This window comes from Kutzneria buriramensis (assembly GCF_003387475.1).
GTDB lineage: Bacteria > Actinomycetota > Actinomycetes > Mycobacteriales > Pseudonocardiaceae > Kutzneria > Kutzneria buriramensis.
The window spans coordinates 1-18,239 of the sequence record NZ_QUNO01000044.1 but is presented as its reverse complement, the minus strand read 5'-3'; the positions used below and the strand labels follow the sequence as shown (position 1 = coordinate 18,239).

At 65.3% G+C, this 18,239-nt stretch carries 16 protein-coding genes and 1 pseudogene; 10 read left to right on the top strand and 7 right to left on the bottom strand.

Translation table 11 applies throughout. From position 1 onward, the window contains the following. Nucleotides 1–172: 172 nt before the first annotated feature. Nucleotides 173–535, bottom strand: coding sequence for a hypothetical protein (locus BCF44_RS55170; RefSeq protein WP_246016339.1), 363 nt, complete (start codon nucleotides 533–535; stop codon nucleotides 173–175). An 814-nt stretch (nucleotides 536–1,349) separates the two neighbouring features. Here BCF44_RS55170 and BCF44_RS54155 point away from each other — a divergent pair. From BCF44_RS54155 to BCF44_RS54145, 3 genes are all read left to right on the top strand, one after another. Further along, nucleotides 1,350–1,742 (top strand): nuclear transport factor 2 family protein, encoded by a 393-nt coding sequence (locus BCF44_RS54155; RefSeq protein WP_116182416.1) that lies wholly within the window; start codon nucleotides 1,350–1,352, stop codon nucleotides 1,740–1,742. A gap of 13 nt (nucleotides 1,743–1,755) precedes the next feature. Then, nucleotides 1,756–2,454: a type 1 glutamine amidotransferase domain-containing protein gene (locus BCF44_RS54150; protein ID WP_116182415.1), complete on the top strand. Its 699-nt coding sequence runs from the start codon at nucleotides 1,756–1,758 to the stop codon at nucleotides 2,452–2,454. A gap of 147 nt (nucleotides 2,455–2,601) precedes the next feature. After that, nucleotides 2,602–3,513, top strand: a complete 912-nt coding sequence (locus BCF44_RS54145) for an alpha/beta hydrolase (RefSeq protein ID WP_246016338.1) — start codon at nucleotides 2,602–2,604, stop codon at nucleotides 3,511–3,513. Between the two features lie 466 nt (nucleotides 3,514–3,979). On the opposite strand, the gene BCF44_RS54140 is transcribed toward BCF44_RS54145, so the two are convergent. Beyond that, a complete protein-coding gene (locus BCF44_RS54140) occupies nucleotides 3,980–4,849 on the bottom strand; it encodes a helix-turn-helix domain-containing protein (protein WP_116182420.1) in 870 nt (289 codons plus the stop codon). A gap of 570 nt (nucleotides 4,850–5,419) precedes the next feature. Here BCF44_RS54140 and BCF44_RS54135 point away from each other — a divergent pair. Continuing rightward, nucleotides 5,420–6,436, top strand: coding sequence for a zinc-dependent alcohol dehydrogenase family protein (locus BCF44_RS54135; protein ID WP_116182413.1), 1,017 nt, complete (start codon nucleotides 5,420–5,422; stop codon nucleotides 6,434–6,436). A gap of 106 nt (nucleotides 6,437–6,542) precedes the next feature. Then, nucleotides 6,543–7,511: an amidohydrolase family protein gene (locus BCF44_RS54130; RefSeq protein ID WP_116182412.1), complete on the top strand. Its 969-nt coding sequence runs from the start codon at nucleotides 6,543–6,545 to the stop codon at nucleotides 7,509–7,511. Nucleotides 7,512–7,544: 33 nt separating this feature from the next. Here BCF44_RS54130 and BCF44_RS54125 read toward each other — a convergent pair whose 3' ends face one another. Together BCF44_RS54125 and BCF44_RS54120 are read right to left on the bottom strand one after the other, a co-directional pair. Continuing rightward, nucleotides 7,545–8,498 carry an NADP-dependent oxidoreductase gene (locus BCF44_RS54125; protein WP_246016337.1) on the bottom strand — a complete coding sequence of 318 codons (954 nt, stop codon included), beginning with the start codon at nucleotides 8,496–8,498 and terminating at the stop codon, nucleotides 7,545–7,547. 479 nt (nucleotides 8,499–8,977) lie between these two features. Beyond that, nucleotides 8,978–9,637, bottom strand: coding sequence for a hypothetical protein (locus BCF44_RS54120; protein ID WP_147329093.1), 660 nt, complete (start codon nucleotides 9,635–9,637; stop codon nucleotides 8,978–8,980). 862 nt (nucleotides 9,638–10,499) lie between these two features. Between BCF44_RS54120 and BCF44_RS57275 the strand changes: the two genes are divergently transcribed. From BCF44_RS57275 to BCF44_RS56430, 5 genes are all read left to right on the top strand, one after another. Further along, a complete protein-coding gene (locus BCF44_RS57275; protein WP_211353711.1) occupies nucleotides 10,500–11,036 on the top strand; it encodes a transposase in 537 nt (178 codons plus the stop codon). Between the two features lie 85 nt (nucleotides 11,037–11,121). Next, a complete protein-coding gene (locus BCF44_RS57270; RefSeq protein WP_211353710.1) occupies nucleotides 11,122–11,484 on the top strand; it encodes a hypothetical protein in 363 nt (120 codons plus the stop codon). Further along, nucleotides 11,481–11,951: a transposase gene (locus BCF44_RS59500; RefSeq protein ID WP_211353709.1), complete on the top strand. Its 471-nt coding sequence runs from the start codon at nucleotides 11,481–11,483 to the stop codon at nucleotides 11,949–11,951. Before BCF44_RS57270 ends, BCF44_RS59500 begins: the two co-directional genes overlap by 4 nt. Next, nucleotides 11,843–12,082, top strand: coding sequence for a transposase (locus BCF44_RS59495; RefSeq protein WP_211353708.1), 240 nt, complete (start codon nucleotides 11,843–11,845; stop codon nucleotides 12,080–12,082). The genes BCF44_RS59500 and BCF44_RS59495 overlap by 109 nt, the downstream gene beginning before the upstream one ends. A 1,667-nt stretch (nucleotides 12,083–13,749) precedes the next feature. Continuing rightward, nucleotides 13,750–13,926, top strand: a complete 177-nt coding sequence (locus BCF44_RS56430; RefSeq protein WP_170218280.1) for a PNPOx family protein — start codon at nucleotides 13,750–13,752, stop codon at nucleotides 13,924–13,926. A 245-nt stretch (nucleotides 13,927–14,171) separates the two neighbouring features. Here BCF44_RS56430 and BCF44_RS54110 read toward each other — a convergent pair whose 3' ends face one another. The 3 genes and pseudogenes from BCF44_RS54110 to BCF44_RS54100 all read right to left on the bottom strand — a co-directional run bounded on the left by BCF44_RS54110 (nucleotide 14,172) and on the right by BCF44_RS54100 (nucleotide 17,424). Next, on the bottom strand, nucleotides 14,172–14,513 hold the full coding sequence (locus BCF44_RS54110; protein ID WP_116182418.1) for a histone-like nucleoid-structuring protein Lsr2: 342 nt from the start codon (nucleotides 14,511–14,513) through the stop codon (nucleotides 14,172–14,174). A 716-nt stretch (nucleotides 14,514–15,229) separates the two neighbouring features. After that, nucleotides 15,230–16,058, bottom strand: a pseudogene (locus tag BCF44_RS54105) (transposase family protein). Nucleotides 16,059–16,368: 310 nt separating this feature from the next. Next, complete coding sequence (locus BCF44_RS54100; RefSeq protein WP_211353707.1) at nucleotides 16,369–17,424, bottom strand: reverse transcriptase domain-containing protein; 1,056 nt, start codon at nucleotides 17,422–17,424, stop codon at nucleotides 16,369–16,371. Nucleotides 17,425–18,239 lie beyond the last annotated feature (815 nt).

The window sequence follows — 18,239 nt, the reverse complement described above, 5'->3', positions numbered from 1 at the left end:
TCCTGGATCGGGTGGCACCGTCACGTCACCCTGGTCTCGACCGCACACCTGTTCCTGACCGAGTTGCGTCTGAGCGACCCAAAAGCTGTTGGGGCGGCTTGACTTTCTACAAGATCCTGCACGTGCTCCAGGTGTTGCTCGCGACCTGGACAGGTCGATGCCCCACATGTCATCAGCGGCCACCATGACGACCTAACAAAGTCCTACTAGCTGTCCTGCCCCTCTTGGCCATCGTGGCGGCCGTGGACTGATCGTTTCCACCGTGGCCGCGTGCATCGCCCAGTCGTAGAGTCGCTGGCCCTTGCCGCCCTCGCCAGCCGGGCGGCGCTCCCACTGGTGGACGCGATCGCTCAGGATGTCCTTGCAGCACAACGTCTGCCCGTACATCGATCAGCGGCAGATCGAGCGGGACAGCCATCGCGTAGGTGACGGCGTGGTCGTAGCAGAACGTGCGCATGCCCGCGGCACGACCATAGCCGGCATCGGCGGCGAACCACCCGAACACCACGTTCGCCGCGAGCACCCGCGCCAGCATCTGTTGCACCAGTTGGGTTTCCTCGCGAGCCTTCCGCTCCGGACGTCGAGGTCGCCGATTGTCCCCGTCACACCCCGCTTTACGGCCTTGAGGTCCACTCGCAAACGTGGGACGTCGCTCTTCTCCATGCATTGTGAGTGTCTGGATCGCGCTGATGGTCGGATCCCCAGATCACGCGCGACCTGGGCGCCCGGTTTGCCGGTCTCGGCCACGATCCACACCGCACCAGCGCGGAAATCGGTATCGAACCGGCGTCTCTTGTTCCCACGACCTGATCATCTCTCTTGGTTCAGGTCTCCACGATACGAGGGGAAGCACACCAGGAGAACGTCGTCGGCCGTCACCGCGTGGGTGCTCATGGGCCTCGGCAACCACGACTGGGGCCGCTGGGTGCACCCGACCGCGGCGAAACGCGAGGTCGGCTGCCACGTCGGACGGTCCGAGGTAGCCGAAGGCGCCCTCTGAGTAAGGCGGAGCACCGACTCGGCTGATCGAGTCGCCGCCGCGGACAACCTCAAAAGCCGTCTGCAGGCTGCCGAGCGTACCCGGACTCCAACACCGCATGCGTCACGAAGCCACCGGTCAGTTCGCGTACCCACGCCCCGCCTTCCGCACAACGCAACACACTTGACGTTCGAACTGAGCCCGCTGGCCCCGCGAAGCAAGAATTACACATCCAGCGGCGGCCATGCAGGGGAGAAAACCCTCCCCCTCACACCGTGACCGTTCCACGGGGATCCAATGGGATGCTGACGTCCATAGCCCGCGCGGCCTTCCACGCCGATCGCGATTCATCAATTAATAAGGATGCAGCGTGTCCGAATCACCGAACATCACACTCGCCCGCCGGCTGTACGACTCGAACGCCGACCCGGCTGTGACCAAGGAGATCATGGCCCCGGATCTTGAGTGGGACATCACTCCAGGCTTCCCGTTCGGAGGGATCTACCACGGTTACGAAAGTATGCTCAATGACTTCTTCGGTTCACTCCTGCCGCTGTTCGAGTCATTCTCCGCAAAGGCGGAGACGTACTACGCCGACGCCGACGACCACGTGTTCGTATTCGGGCACTACCACGGAGTGACGAAGGCGGAAAAGACCGTGGACGCGCGGTTCGTCCATCTGTGGACAATCCGAGACGGCAAGCTGGCACACCTTCGGCAAGCCGCCGACAGCCACGTCCTGCAGCACGTGCTGAACGGCTGATCGAGGAGAACCCATGACGAAGGTCCTTTACCTGATCACAGCGGCCACTCACTGGACGCTGGCCGACGGGTCCGAGCAGCCGACAGGCTTCTGGGCCGAGGAGGCACTCGGCCCGTACGAAGTGTTCACCAAGGCCGGCTACGAGATCGCCGCGGCCACCCCCGGCGGTGTCCCACCGACGGCCGACGCCGCCAGCCTCACACCGGAATTCAACGACGGCATCGAGGGCGCAGAGCGCATGAAGGCCGCGCTGCGCGACGCGACCGAACTGGCACACCCGATGCGGATCGAGGACGTGCGCATCGACGACTACGACGCCGTGTTCGTTCCCGGTGGATGGGGACCGATGGAAGACCTCCCCGACAATGCCGAATCCGGCCGGCTGCTCACCGACTGGCTCGCCTCAGGCAAGCCCTTGGCGCTGGTCTGCCACGGCCCCGCAGCGCTGCTGGCCACCCTCGACAGTGACGGCCGGTCCCCGTTCGCCGGCTACCGCCTCACCAGCCTGAGCAACGCCGAGGAAAAGCTGAACGGCCTGGCGGACCGGGCGAAATGGCTGCTACAGGACCGGCTGACCACCGACCTGGGCGCGGACTACCGCGAAGGCGAGCCCTTCGCGCCACATGTGGAGGTGGACCGCACCCTCTATACCGGTCAGAACCCGGCCTCGGCCGTCCCGCTGGCCCAGGAACTGATGAAGACACTGAGCTGACCAGCCGATCGCCCTCGGCGGTCCAAGCCGCGCGTTCGGTCCGCCGAGGGCGATCCCCATCTCCAGCCAGAGAATTGCGCAATTACCGTCGATTCATGTCGGTTCGACGGTCGGCACATCTGGGGGCCACACCGAAAGGGGCACATCGTGGTGACACTCGTTTCATTCAGGAACAAGGCAGTAGAAATTTCAGGTCATCTTCACCTGCCGGACAAATTCAGCGAAGACGAGACATATCCGGCTCTCGTCGGGATTCATCCAGCCGGTGGTGTGAAGGAACAGACCATCGGCCTCTACGCCAAAAGGCTCGCCGAGCACGGCTACGTCGTCGTGGTCTACGACTCCTCCTACCAGGGAGAAAGCGGCGGCGAACCCCGCCTCCTGGAGGACCCGTCGACCAGGGTGGAAGACGCCCGCTGCGCGGCGGACTTTCTTACCACCCTTCCGTTCGTAGACCCCGACCGTATGGGGGTCTACGGCATCTGCGCCGGGGGCGGCTACGCCATCAGCGTGGCGCAGACCGAGCATCGCTTCAAGGCGGTGGCGACCGTCAGCGCCGCCCCGATGGGCGAGAGCTCCAGAGCCTTCATGGGGCATCAAGTCCCGGCCTCCGAGCACGTCGCGACGCTGGAAATGGTCGCCAAGCAGCGCACAGCGGAAGCACGAGGAGGGGAGCGTCTCTACGCCCCATTCGTCCCGGAAAAACTTGAGGACATCGACGAGAACACGCCGGACATGCTGCGCGAAGGATACGACTACTATCGGACTCCCCGAGGTGCGCATCCCAACTCGAAGGGCCGGTTCCTGCTGACCAGCATGGACAGAATGCTCGCCTTCTCGGTCTTTGACCGGATTCCGGATTTTCTAACCCAGCCGATGCTCCTCATCGCGGGAAGCAAGGCGGACACAAAGTTGTGGAGCGACCAGGCCTACGAGCTGTCACAAGGACCGAAAGAGTTGTTCGTCGTCGAGGGTGCCACTCATATCGCAATGTACGATACGCCCGAGTACGTGGATCAAGCGATCACCGAGATGGTGAAGTTCTTTGCCATCCTTTAGCTCTTCAGCAGTACTTTGATACCGACCTGGGAAACCCACTGCTGAGGTCCGCTTCCACGGCCGAAGCACTACACCATGTACCCGCGCACAGCGAGCGGTCACGGATGCTGTCAGCGGCGGCCGTCCACGCCGACCGCCATCGGCCGAGATCGTCGGTGATGGGCGGCCGAAGCATCATGGCGCGTCGGACGGCTGCCCAGCGAGCCGGACATACCTTTGGGGTCGTAGGTGAAGAGCGTCATCTGGCGAAGCTCCAGGTCTGTCTCGACCCGGCACACGCCCTCCAGAGCCAGATCTACTCACCAAGCCGATCGTAGAACTCATTCACACTGCGAAGTAGGCGCAGACTAAGATGGTGGCCCGGCCGGTGGCGGCCAACGCACACACGTAACCTGGCTGCGTCGCACATGCCACTTCAACCGCATCGGACTGTTTTCGCGTCGCCGGCGACTTGGTTGGGCAGCGGTCAGCGGGCGGTGTCCTGAGACTCCTGTGAGGTGGCGTTCCAGGCAGCGAGCATCCGCAGGGCGTCGTGGGTCGGCGAGGCCGGCTCGGCGGTCCACACGATGATCTGCTGGTCCGGGTCGTTCGCACAGGTCAAGGCGCTCCAATCCAGGACCAGCTCGCCGACGACCGGGTGACGCAGCCGCTTGGTGCCGGAGCTGCGGACGTTGACCTGGCGGGCGGCCCACCATGTGGGGAACTGAGCGTCCTTGACGGACAGTTCGCCGACTGTCGCCGCGAGCTGCGGATCGTCCGGATAGCGTGCGCTGTGCATGCGGAGTTGGTTGATGGCTAGGCGGGCTACTTCCTCCCAGTCCATGTAGAGGGTTCGCATCGCCGGATCGGTGAACAGCACCTTGATGTAGCTGCGGTCCTTCTCGGGAATCGTGGCGAAGTCGGTGAAGACGGCGGCGGCCAGCTCGTTCCAGGCAAGGATCTCGGTGCGCCGCCCGATGACGAACGCGGGGCTGGTGGGCATGTCGTCGAGCATCCGCCACAGCGGCAACGAGACCTGTTGACGGGCGGGACGGCGCGATCGAGGGCCGGCGTCCTTGGTGGCAAGTTCGTAGAGGTAGGCGCTCTGGTCGTCGTTCAGACGCAGCGCCTTGGCCAACTCGGCCAGGACCGCGCAGGAGGCTTTGATGCGGCCCTGCTCGATGCGCATGTAGTAGTCGGTGCTGATCGCGGCGAGCAGCGCGACCTCCTCACGCCGAAGTCCGCGGACGCGGCGGTGGCCCGGGCCGTCGGGCAGCCCGACCTGTTCTGGGCTGAGCTCGGCGCGGCGGGCCTTGAGAAAGGCGCCGAGCTCGCTCCAGCTCTCGGGACGGCTCATGATCACCAGCTTCGCTGAGGGGTGCCGGAGTCGTACGGGCGACGGCCCCGGGCGAGGTTCGTGGAGTCAGACATGGTGATGTTCTGCCCCGGGCAACGTGAAGTGATACCGCATTCTAGGGCCGTCATGACACCTGGATCCGATTCCATGAGGGGGAGAAATTTCTCCCCGGATAGCCACATCGCGCGATGAGATCGTTCTCTTATACTGAGCGGGAGCGTGTTCCATTCTAGGGACGGGTCATTTGAACGTACGATTTCGACAGGGTGGATCTCAAGCAAGGAGCCGCGAAGGTGGAGGAGATAGCCGAGGCCGTCACGCATCTGGCGTTCCACTCCGTTGGCCCGCCGCGTTCACTGCCGCCGACCAGCTCGAGGCGCTCGTCACCGAACGGGCCACCGCACCCGACCACTTCATGATCCACCTCGCGTTGGGGAAACCGGCGAGGCCACCTGGTTCGAACACGTCACCGACGCGGAGTACGCCGGGCCCGCACACGCGCCGGAGCGTGCGCCTGATGCACGGCACCGCGGAACCCCGGACATCCCTCACCGAGAAAGCTGAGTTCCCATGCGCGGCACCGTAATCCACGCCCCCGGCGACGTCCGCAGCGAGGAGGTCCCTGATCCGCGGATCATCGCGCCGACCGATGCCATCATCCGGACCGTCGCGACCTGCGTATGCGGCTCCGACCTGTGGAGCTATCGCGGCATCAACCCCGTCACCGAACCGACCACGATCGGCCACGAATACGTCGGCGTCGTCGAGGAGGTCGGCGCCGGGGTCACGACCGTCAAGCCCGGCCAGTACGTCGTCGGGTCCTTCTTCGCCTCCGACAACACCTGCCCGAACTGCCGCAACGGGTATCAGACCTCGTGCCTGAACCGCGAGTACTTCGGCGGCTGCCAGGCCGAGTATGTCCGTATCCCGCAGGCTGACGGCACCCTGGTGGCCATCCCAGGTCAGCCGAGCGAAGCGCTCGTCCCCGGCCTGCTGGCCGTGTCCGACGTGATGGGCACCGGCTGGTACGCCGCCGTCGCGGCCGAAGTGAAGCCGGGCGCCACGGTCGCGGTCGTCGGCGACGGTGCGGTCGGGCTGTGCGGCGTGATCGCGGCCAAGGAGCTCGGCGCCGAGCGCATCATCGCGATGAGCCGGCACACCGACCGGCAGCGGCTCGCCCGCGAGTTCGGCGCCACCGACATCGTCACCGAGCGCGGCGACGAAGGTGTCAAGGTCATCAAGGAGATGACCGACGGGATCGGCGCGGACAGCGTGCTCGAGTGCGTCGGCACCAATGAGTCGATGCACCAAGCCCTGCGCGCCACCCGCCCCGGCGGCCACGTCGGATTCGTCGGTGTCCCGCACGACGTCAACATCCCGGTCGACGAGCTGTTCTCCTCCCACGTCGGGCTGCGCGGCGGCCCTGCCCCGGTTCGCGCGTTTCTGCCCGACCTGATCGAGCGGGTGTGGACCGGGCGGATCAACCCGGGCAAGGTTTTCGACCTGACCCTGCCGCTCGCCCAGGTCGCCGAGGCGTACCACGCCATGGACGTGCGCCGTGCCATCAAGGTGCTGTTGCAGCCCTGACAGAGAGCCGGCGCGGGCACGACCCGTCAGCCCGCGCCTACCGCCGCGTCCCGCGCGGAGACACGGACCGTCAGCCCTCGCGCCGGGCCTCAAGGAGACAAGGACCATGACCCGCATAGTCGCCCTCGAAGAGCACTACGCCACGCCGGATCTGCTGGCCGCCACCGGCATGGACCTGTCCTGGCTACCGATGGCCCCGGAGCAGCGGCTGCTGGACGTGGCCGAGGATCGCCTGGCCGACATGGACGCCGCGGGCATCGACGTCCAGGTCCTCTCGGCTGTCGGTCCGGGCGTGCAGGAGTTGCCCGACGAGGTCGCCGTCCCGCTGGCCCGTGACCTCAACACGCGGCTGCACAAGGACATCGCCGCCCGCCCGGACCGCTTCGCGGCCTTCGCCACGCTGCCCACCGGGAATCCGGACGCCGCGGCGGCCGAACTGGAGCACGCCGTGACCGAGCTCGGATTCGTCGGCGCCCTGATCAACGGCACCACCCACGGCCTCTTCCTTGACCACCCCGACCACACGGCCGTACTCGAGACCGCCGCGCGCCTCGGAGTGCCGATCTACCTGCACCCAGGCACGCCGCCCGCGCCGGTTCTCGGCGCCTACTACGGCGGCCTGCCGCCGCTGGTCGGACGCATGCTCGCCACCGCCGGCTACGGCTGGCACTACGAGACCTCACTGCACGCCCTGCGCCTGATCACCGCTGGCGTCTTCGACCGACACCCCGACCTGAAGATCATCCTCGGCCACCTCGGCGAAGGGCTGCCGTTCCACGCCCAGCGCGTCGACGAGATGCTGAACCCGCTCACGGCCAATCTCTCCAAGCCCGTCGCCGCCTACCTCCAGCAGAACTTCTGGATCACCACCAGCGGCTACTACTACGACGGTCCCTTCCAGTTGGCACGGCGGATCTTCGGAGACGACAGGATCCTCTTCTCCGTCGACTACCCCTTCTCCGACAACACCGTCTCCACACGCTGGCTCTCCGGGCTCGCCCTCGATCCCGCCATACGCGAGAAGATCGCGCACGCCAACGCCGACCGTCTTCTCGGCCTGCCAAGTCGTGGGTAGAAAGCACCAGCGCGCACCATGCCGCTCTGGATATCAGAAAGCGAGGACGATCCGGCCGCGTAGGCCACCTGCCTCCAGAAGCCGGTGGGCCTCGGCGGCCTGATCCGCTGGCAACACCCGCGCGACCCGCGGCAGCAGCGTGCCTTGTTCCACTTGCTGACGCAGCTGGTCGAGCTTGGCGTGCTCGCGCGCGTACCGGAAGACCACGATGGATTTCACGACGATCCCTCGGTCCTCGGCGCCGTCCTGGCCGCGCAGGCTCACCACCGTGCCGCCGTCTCGGACGGCGGGAACGGCAAGGTCGCCGAGGCCCGCCGCGTCCACGAGGCCATGGACGCCGTTCGACACGTGCTCGCGCACCTGATACGCCCATTCGGGCCCGCGTGGCACCACGATGTCGGCGCCCAGCTTGCGCACCAGATCCTCGTCCTCAGGAGCGGCCGAGGCGATGACCTGTAGCCCGTCGGTCTTCGCCAGTTGGACCGCGTAGCCGCCGACGGCGCCTGCGGCGCCGGTGATTGCGACGACCTGGCCCGCGGCGAGGCCGAGCGTGTCCAGTGCGAGGCGCGCGGTAAGCCCGTTCATCGGCACGGTCGCGGCCTCTTCGTCACCTGTGTTCGTGGGTGCCTTGACCGCGGACTCGGCGGGCACGGTGACGTACTGCGCGTACGCACCATGTGTTCCGGCGGGAAGGACGATCGCCATCACACGGTCGCCGAGGCTCAGGTCGGTGTCCGTGCCGCCGCCGATCTGGTCGACGACACCGGCCGCGTCCGCCCCCGGAACGAACGGCGGCTGAGTGTCGGAGAACCTCGCCACTCCGCTGCGGATAAGGGAATCGACGGCGTTGACGGCCGCCGCCGCGACCCGGATGCGGATCTCTCCGGGACCGGGTTCGGGGATCGGCAGGTCCAGAGAGTGCAGCGCTTCGGGACCGCCGAACTCTGTGACGCCGAAAGCCTTCATGGTGTTCACTTCCTCGGTCATGGATTGAGACGCCGGACAGCCGTCGATTCGGCCGCCAGCCAACTGGCGCTTGGCTCGGTTCGCTGCGCCGGGTGCTGTCGCCTGCGTGCTCACCTGTGGTTTTCGAGCCAGAGTTGGCACGCCATACTGGCAGAACAGGCACGGTATTTCTGGTGATCACGAAGCCTTGGCAAAGCGAGAGCACCGAGTCCGTGCCTGCTCCACGTTTCAGCGCAAGCGAGCACCCCAATCTGCACTTGGGAGATCCACACCAGGATGGACACTCAGTTCGCGGCCAGCGCCAAGGCACGCAGGTCGGCAAGGTCCCGATTGTGTTACGACGCTCCCGCCGGCGTTCCGGTCTGGCCAACTACATGGTCAACTTTCCGTCCGGCTAACGGTGGCGCCGCTAGCGCAGAGCCTGGCGACCGCACCGCACCGAGACAGAACCGAAGCCCACCTGGCCTCCAACGAAATGGATTACGCTGGACCAGCGCGCCTCAACAAGGTGTGGAACGCGTGCTGAAAATGCCAGAGAAGGTGTGGTCCGAATTCTGGATCGGCACCTTGACGGTGACCCCGGTCGTCCCCTGCCCCGGGTAGTACCAGAAGTAGTGACCATGGTTGCGCTCCCAGTAATTAACTTCCAGCCAGCCCTGGGACACATGGATACGCGGCTGGAAGTACAGAGCGCCGCGGGAGTGCGCCGGAACCGTGATGGCGATGGACGACGCCGTGGACACCATGGTGCCGACCGTCCAGGTCTGCGTCTTGCTCATACTGGCCGAGACACCGCCAGTGAACCCCTCCTCCATTTGTAGCCCGACGTTCGTGGAGAACTCGCTGGTTCTGGAATAACTATACGAGCTGATGGTGGTGTACGTCTGCGTGATGGTCTGGGTCAGCGTCGCGTTCGAACCGCAGTTGGACAGCAGGTTACCGACCTGGTGCACGCCGCCTAACTGGTCATAGGTCTGGACCTCGTGGTAGTGGCAGTAGTGTGGCACCACGCCGCCGTCGTTCTGGTTGCAGTCGCCGACGACATCCGGGGTCGTGCCGTCGTTGGCCCACGCAACACTCTGCCAGGGGCCGTGGTATGCGGCCGACGCGGTTCCCGCCCCGGCCAGCGCCAGCACAGCCGAGACGATCACCACCGCCAAGGAACGCCCAGCCTTCCTCGGAGACAGGATCTTAACTACTCTCATTTGCCCTCCACGGTCAACCAACGTGAGATGGAACACAAGCGCCGTTAGCCAATCTCACGCTTCACAAAAAGACAACGCACCCAACGATTGTTCCGCAAAATCCCGAACCACGAACACGCACACGCGCACCCAACCGTGCCGCTTCCTCAATTTTCGGAAAGACGTCGCCTGACAGGCGAACTTACGTCGCATGTTCAGATCGACTCCCGATCGTGTTCAACGATAAGCAGAGAGTGACCATGTTCCGATGGTGCGCCGCCGCAGTCTGTGACCATGATCAGCCCGTCGCGATCAAATGGATGGGCAGCGGCTAATCAACCTCGACGGGCGTTAAAGCTAGAAGGAGCGTCAATGGCCGTGTAGTGAACAGCAGTCGACGATTGGGGCGACGGTCGGACTCTGCGGCGGAGGGCCGGGCTCGACGATGTGTTCGGCTGGCGCCGGACGGTTCGCACAGGCGGGCTCGCGGTGGCCCAGGTCGCACAACCTGGCCTTGCCCTCGGCCGCGGAGCGGAAGAACTCGTGCATGACTCCAGAGGAGCAACGCCGCAATTCAGCCACGCTCCTCACGGGCGCCAGCGCTCAGCTTGACTCTGTCGGGAATCTTGGGAGCAGCCGGTGTGTCACGGAGGGTGACCGGTCGGTAACAGTGAGGCTTCTGGGGTCGGTGAAGTCACAACACCCCCGGAGGTGGCCAGGTGTCCCTACCGGCTCGTTCCCGATCCGCAGTGGAGGTCCCGGAACTCACCGCGCGGATGGCTCATGCCAGCAATCCGCGCGGTACGACGGCGATGTGGGTGCGCGACCGGCTGGACGGGTGTGGCACGACGACGACTTCACCGAGTGGTACTCACGCGACGGGCGCCCAGGCCTCTCACCCGCCCAACTGGCCACCATCTGCGTGCTGCAGTTCCTGCTCAACCTGTCCGACCGGCAGGCCGCCGAAGCGGTCCGCCGCCGCATCGACTTCAAGTACGCCCTGACTACGGAACTGGACGATCCCGGTTTCCACCACAGTGTGCTGGCCGACTTCCGCCAGCGTCTCACCCACAACGATCGCGCCGACCGCCTGCTCGATCTCGCGCTGGCCCGCCTCAGGCACGCTGGGCTCGTGCGTGAACGCACCACGCAGCGCACCGATTCCACCCATGTCCTTGCCGCAGTACGCGACTTGACCCGGCTGGAGTTAATCACCGAGGCGGTCCGGGCAGCGCTGGAGGAGCTGGCAAGGACCGCCCCAAACCTGCTGTCAGGCTTGGTCGATGGCGAGTGGGGACGCCGCTACGGCCGTCCGACACGGCTAGGCAAGAACCCCACCCGGCCCCAAGACCAGGATCAACACCACCGGCGATGACGCCTGCCAGCTGCTGGAACATCTGCGTCAGCACGGGGCGGGCGGTGCGTTCGGCCCCCGCGTTGAAGCCCTGCGACAGATCGTCGTGCAGAACTACTATCGCGACGCGGCGGGCCGCCTGCGCTGGCGCACCGACACCGACGGCGGGCTGCCGCCCTCGTCGCTGGCGATCGTGTCTCCTTACGACCTCACCGCCCGCTACGCCCGCCGCGGGCAGACCACCCGCTGGAAGGGATTTCTCGCGCATCTGACCGAGACCTGCACCCCGGACGGCGCGAATGTGATCACCGATGTGGCCACCACCCCGGCCACGACCAACGATGCCCAGGCCCTGCCCGGCATCCACACACGCTTTCCCGCCGTGGCCTGCTGCCCACTGAGCACCTGGTCGATGGCGGCTACACCTCCCTGGTCCACCTGGCGCACGCCGCCCGGCAGCACCAGGTGACGGTCACTGGCCCGTTGCCGGGCAACCCCACCCGCCAGCACGGCCGCAACGAAGGCTTCGGCCGGGATGACTTCCACATCGATTTCGACCGCCGGCAGGTGACCTGCCCCCAAGGCCAGACGAGCAAGGGCTGGCACGGCCCTTACCCGACCTCCTCACCCACCGCGGCCCCGCTGATCGTGGCACGGTTCACCAAGAGGCAGTGCCAACCCTGCCCGGTCCGCGCCCAGTGCACCACCTCCCGCGACAGCGCCCGGAACGTGGGCTTTCCCCGCGAGAACTTCGCGACCTGCAAGCCCGCGTCCGCTCCGAGCAGCACACGCCCGACTGGCAAGCCCACTAAGCGGTCCGCTCCGGAGTGGAGAGCACCGTCAACGAGTTCGCACATGGACACGGCATGCGCCGCTGCCGTTATCGGGGACAGCCCAAGGCCCACCTGCAGCACGTGTTCACGGCTATCGCCGTGAACATCGAGCGCCTCAGCGGTCAGTCATCAGCCAACGAAGCACCCCCTGCCCGGCCACCGACGGCGTTTCAGGACTTCCTGGACCAGCATGAGATCCCCCGGCTGACGTCATGGCGGGCCGCCAGCGGCTGACCTTGAGACTTTCAAGATCCCCGACAGAGTCAAGACTAGATTCGGTATCAGCGCGTCGACTTTGTCGGCGACCCGTGAACCGGCGGCAACCCTGGTCCTCGTCCGCGCCGCGATCGCCGGACACCCGGCGTCCAGCCACGTGCGCACGCCGCAGCCGGCTGCTGCTGCCCGTAGGCCCGCCCGGGCCGGGCGCTGCAGGTGAGGCCGTGCCGACGCAACCACAGCCCGATCCTCTGCTCGGTCATTACCGCCCCGACCGCCATCCGGATCAGCTCCATCACCGCCGCACGGTCCACAACGGACCGCCGATTAGTAGGTCTGCTGAGTGTAGTCGGCCATCGCCTGAGACCACGTGCCGCGCTCGGCGGCACTGATCAGTTCGGCCGGGCCGGGGCGCCGCAGCCGCCGCACCGCCAGATCGGCGCGCCCGCCCCGCTGGTAGGCCGCTACCAGCCGTGAGTCAGGTTGAAGATGATCTGAGGGATTATGCTTGCCCATCGCTCAATCGACACTTCATGTGCTCTACCAGTTCCGCGTTTTTCGGATTCACCGTCCTGTGGGTCGTCGATCGCCGGCCAGAGAGGTTACGCTCGACGTAGCTGGTGGGCCTATGTCCACCGCGATTCAGAACCCGGCGCCACGCCCGTCGAGTCGCCCCGATGCGGGCCGGTGGCCCCGCAGTGAAGCAGCACTGAGGAAGGACTTCACGATATGGCGGAGTAACGGGTCGGGATTCGCCGAATGGCGTGGTGGGGAGCGGGCTGAAGTCCTTGATCAGCTGCTTTAGGCAGCCATTGACGGTTACGTCACGAAAACGTCCTGTGACACTTGGTATTGCCGCTTCCCGTGGCGCCAACAGCGGCCGCGAGCACGGCTCCGATTGTAGCGGCCACATGACCTCATCATGGTCAGCAACCAGAGCCTCGATGTCCACAACGGGCGCAGCGGACGCCACCCACACAATCCGCGACGTGGTGACCGATGGGGCCAACGTTCAGCACTCTTTCGTAGTGGAATGAAATGAGCTCAAGGAAGGCGGGGTACATGGACCGCGCAAGGCCGTGGTTTGCTGGCGCTATGGCGGCTGTCAGCCTCTCGGCGGGAACGCTGATTCTGACCGCCGGAACAGCTGCCGCGCAGGGCTGTTCAGCGGGGCCGCAGCAGGCGTGCGTCGCTGTCAGCTACCAGAACACGACGGCCCAAAGTATTCGCGTCAACGGTCGGTGTCTGATTGGTGGTAGCGGCTACCATCCGGACGTCACTGTGGACTGGTTTACCACGCCGGACGTCCAGGCTTACGGCGGACGCCACTGTGAAGGTGGCACTTCCGTCCCCGCCTCGATCGGGTGGGGGAGTCGGGGTGGTGACGGTTACCGTTGGGTGAGTGTCCGTCCTGGTGGTCCTGGATGTGGCGTCAATTCGCAGGTGCAAACGATCCGGCCGGATTGTATTTTGAGTGTACAAAACTAGCCGGGTTTGAGCTCGGCGAGTGCAGGCTTACGACAGAAGCGCAGCGGCTCCCGTCGTGTCGGCTCGAACCAATTTCGAAGTACCCTGCATATTTCCCGTAAGGGAATGAAATGAGCCCGAGACGGCTTCTCGGTCATCGCCCCCAACGGTGATTGGATTAAGACGCCGTCTCGGTGCAGCCGTGGTGGCCCCGGTGTGTGGAGATCCGCGGCGAAGGCGAGGTGATCGACTCGGCCTGGGCGGCCGACCGTGCGCAGACCGGATTTGACGGAGCGGTGATCCGCATACATCCCAAGCGATTCATCAGTTTCGGTATCGACGAGGCCAACAGCGACGTCACCGACTACAAGGTCAAGGCCCGGACCGTGGCCTGATCGGAACGAGTATGACGCACACCCGAATCCTCGGCCAGGGACTGCGGGTCTCCGCTATCGACTTGGGCGCGATGGGCATGTCTCAGACGAAGCGCTAGTAAGGATACGGAACTATCCTCGTATCGTTGAGCTGCAAGTGCGGCTAGAGTCGATCGTTACCGCCGAGTAGCCGAGAAGCCGGTGGTGGCGATTGTAACCGCCCAGCACCTGGGGGAGCGCTGGGCGGTTACAGCTGGTCTCAAAAATCAGGCGTGCGCCGCCTGAAACTCCGCGATCAGCTCAGCGGGGATACGCCCCCGATCTGAGATCTGCTTGCCCTGCGACCGCGCCCACTCCCTGATGGCCTGGTTCTGCGCCTTGTCGCCGCCGGCCTTCACTGGGGTGCGGGTGCCAGCACCACGCTGCTTGCGGCCACCAACCCGTTGGGCGTGGCCAACAAACTGGGCCAGCGCGTCGCGCAGCTTCCCGGCGTTCTTCGCCGACAGGTCGATGGCGTACTCCACGCCGTCCAAGGAGAAAGTCAGGCTCTCGTCAGCCTTACCACCGTCCAGGTCGTCGACTAGTTCGACGATCGTCTTCTGTGCCATGAGTAGTTGCTCCCCGAGGTCGAAGGTATACACCGTCAGCACGATGAAGGTGGGTCGTACCCGCCGGTGCGTTTCAACGGCAGATGCGCTCGCGAGCCACCATACTCCAGCGACCATTACACCTACGGGCGACACTCCAGGATGCTAGCCACGATGGTGGAGCCGGAGGCTACTGACCGGCCACCCCATCTTCATCTGGTGACGTTGGCTTGTCGTTGCGCTCCCGCTCATACGCCCTCCACTCCCGCCCCACCGTCTGACAAAAACAGCTCGCATCAGCCAGTGGCGTACGACCAGCGACATCGACAGTCGGGTAACGAGCAGCCATAAGCCACCGGTGACCACAGCATGAAGGCCGAAGTATGTCCTGACCTGACAACTCTCGGCGTACCACCCCGTCACGCACCAATTGGCTATATGCTCACGGTTGCTGCCAACCAGGCTGTAGCGCTTTGACCGGTGATTGGCAAGCAGCCACTCGACACGCTCGAAAGTTTCTCCGGCGGATCAACAGGTGGCAAGGGTGGTAGGCCCAGCAAAATACGGTTCTCCTGTCCGTGGCGCACTACCTTGGCCGCTACGCCGCACTCAAACTCGCCAAGGGATGTGATGTCGCGTTATTGACCGTTTCGATCAGCGTGTGGATAGAATTCAAATACTCCCCATACGCGCTAATCCTCCGCTCCCGCCAGTCAATGACGTGATCTCAACGACTTTCACGTGAGTCGACCGTGTTCGAAATAGGTGAGTACGAGCTCGGCTTTGGTGATCGCCGATCTTGCGTGGGCTGGCGGTGATGTGGCGTAGCGCTCGCCAACGGCCGGTCAGCAGGGCGAACCCGCGCTCGCCCAGACACCGCAAGCCGCGTAGCAGAGCGTTGTAGCTGCGGTTGTCGCTGTCGTGGACCTGGTCGGCCGCCGGCTGCTTGACTGGAGTAAACACGCCGATTCCGGCGCCGTCGTAGCCGCAGTCGGCCAGTGTGGGCAGGTCGAGTTGGGAGTAGGTCCAGTACAAGCACCGAGCACGTGGGCGCGGGCCGCGGTGATGTCGTGAGTGGAGCCGGGTTCGACCTCGGACAGCCACAGCTGGAAGCCGTCGGGTTCCATCAGGGCTTGGACGTTGCCGCCGGGTTCGCGGTGCTTGCCGGAGTACCAGGCGTCGATCAGTTCGCCTTTGACGCTGATGGCCTGCTCGCCCAGTCGATCGGTGGCGAACAGTTTCCCGTCCAGGATCAGGTGCGTCACGCCGTCGGCTTTGGCCCTGCGGAGTACGTCTTGCAGGTCGGGAGCGTGCGCGGGCGAGCACGTCGATGACCTCGTCGAGGTAGCGGTAGCCGGTCGCGCCGGAGATGCCGTGGTCGCGGGCGAGCGTGGGGTCGTCGAGGTTCTGGCGGAACCAGCGCAACCCGAACACGGCCTGCCAGAAGCAGGTCAACGCCCGGGTGTGCTTGCGGGTGCCGGGCTGGCGGCGCTCGGCGTGCTGCAGCCGGCCGAGGTACCGGGCCAGTTCGCGAAGCACGTCGAGTTCGGCACGATAGGTGATCACGGGGAGCCTTATAGTTCGGACTTGATCTTCGCAAATCCAGTCTTACCAGGGGCTCCCCGGCCATCTTCCCGATGCCCGGCTCGTCGCCGCGTGCCGTCCGTGCAGCTCGTGCTTATTCCTTCGGTGTTCAACACCAGGATCTTGGCGGAGGGTCGAGAGCTGGCGCGGTGGCGTCTCCTGGCGGTAGGTCACGAAGCCATTGATACCCAACGGTTTCCCGCCGGATCGTTCTTCTCCGTATCCCTGACCAGTCCGCTCCGTTTCCAACTCCCGCCCGTCAATCCGTGCATGCGGTTCTCCCGCACACGGCTTACCGACGGCGTTCACCGCCGGCATTCAGCTTCTCCCGCCACGGCTTGCCAGCCCTGGGCGAGACGACGATCCCGTAGAGCCTGATCAGGCCGAACTCGTCGGGCGTGAAGTTGAGCAGCGCCCAAACACCAAAATGTCGGCTGCGGCGGTGGCGCTTGCTGATGAACAACGCGATCCGCATCCGCATGTACTGCCTGATCTTGCTGAAGCGCTCGGCCGAGTGCCCGTACTTGAAGTACCCAGTCCAGCCACGCAGGAACTCGTTGACATCCTGCACGACCGCTTCAACCGAAAGCGACAACCTGCGCCGGGCCGTGAGCTCACGAACCCGGTCACGGGCGTGCTGCATGGCCTTGTCCGCGGGCCAGCGGGCGAGGAAGGTGACCGGCCGTCGCCCATCGCGAGACCGCGATCGCACCAGCCGGTGGTGGAAGCCAAGGAAGTCCACACCCTCCCCACCGACCTCAAGACACACGATCCGCGTCTTGGCATCCTTCGGCTGCAAACCGAGGTCAACCAACAGATCCCGAAGCCGCTGGAGGGCGGCCTCGGCCTGCTCGCGTGACTTGCACATCACCACCGCGTCGTCAGCGAAGCGAACCAACACTCCATGCTCACGCGTCGACCACACCCGATCAACCCGGTGCAGGTAGACGTTGCAGAGCAACGGAGAGATCGGACCACCTTGAGCCGCCCCGGTCACTGGCCGGCGGACCTGGCCCTCCTCCATCACCCCCGCACACAGCATCACGCGCAGAAGCTTCAGGATTGCCTGGTCACAAACGCGTTCCTCAACCGCCTGCATCAACTTGTCGTGCGGAATCGCCGAAAAGCAGCCAGCGATATCCGTCTCCACCACCCACCGCCTGCCCCGCCATGCCTCATCGACGAGGACTTGGAGGGCGTCGTGCGCCGAACGCTTCGGGCGGAACCCGACGGTCTCTGCTCGGCCGTGCCGGGCTTCGGGATGAAGACCCGACGCGACGCCAACGGCCGATAGCTGCCGTCCCTCAACTCGGTGGCCAACTCCTCCAGCAGCCGGGTCACCCCGCACTGCTTGACGTCAGCCAAGGTGGTGTTATCGATACCGGGAGCACCATCGTTGCGGTGCACCGCGACCCACGCGCGCCACAAGACGTCCCTGCGAAAGACTTTGTCTCGCAACGCGTGGAACCTTCGTCCGGGATCGGCCTTGGCCGCCCAGTAGAGCGCATGCTGCAAGGCACGAACCGGGTCCACAATGGACCCGCCAGCGGCGGGACTAGCCGACATCGGCACTCACCGGGCTCCTCCAGACACCACACGCATCGACGAAGCAGCGGCCCTTCCCTCACCGGCGGTTATGTTGTCCGCCCGGCTCAAGCAGTACTACGGCCGCCTCCGACGCCCGCCCGGCCAGCGATCCACTTCCCGAGGTCATCGGTTATAGGACGCCACGCTCCGGCAACACCCATCCGCAGGTTGCCGGGCCAGGGAGGGCCTCCCCAGTTCCCGCCGCCACTATCTGAACGTTCCGCGCCCCATACGCCGAGGAGTCCTTCAGTGCCTGCACTTCCAGGTCTTCAGGCCTTCCATGGCCTTCACCCCGATCTCGAAGGGCTCGGCTCTCCCTGATGCCGCCCTCACGGCGGCTGAGTAACGACGCCGCAGGCTTCGCGTCATGCTACGGACCGCTCAGTCGCTCCCCCTATCACAGGGCTTTCGACACTGAGAAGGTGTTTGAGATCTTCAGGTAGCAAGGTCGAAGCGGCGTCGTCCCGGACGCACGGCCGGTGCACGACGAGCGATGCGGCGGGTCATCGTGGCGATCGAGGCCCAGCGGATGAAGGCCTCGGACGTGGCGGGGTGGCGTTCGTAGTCCCGTGCCAG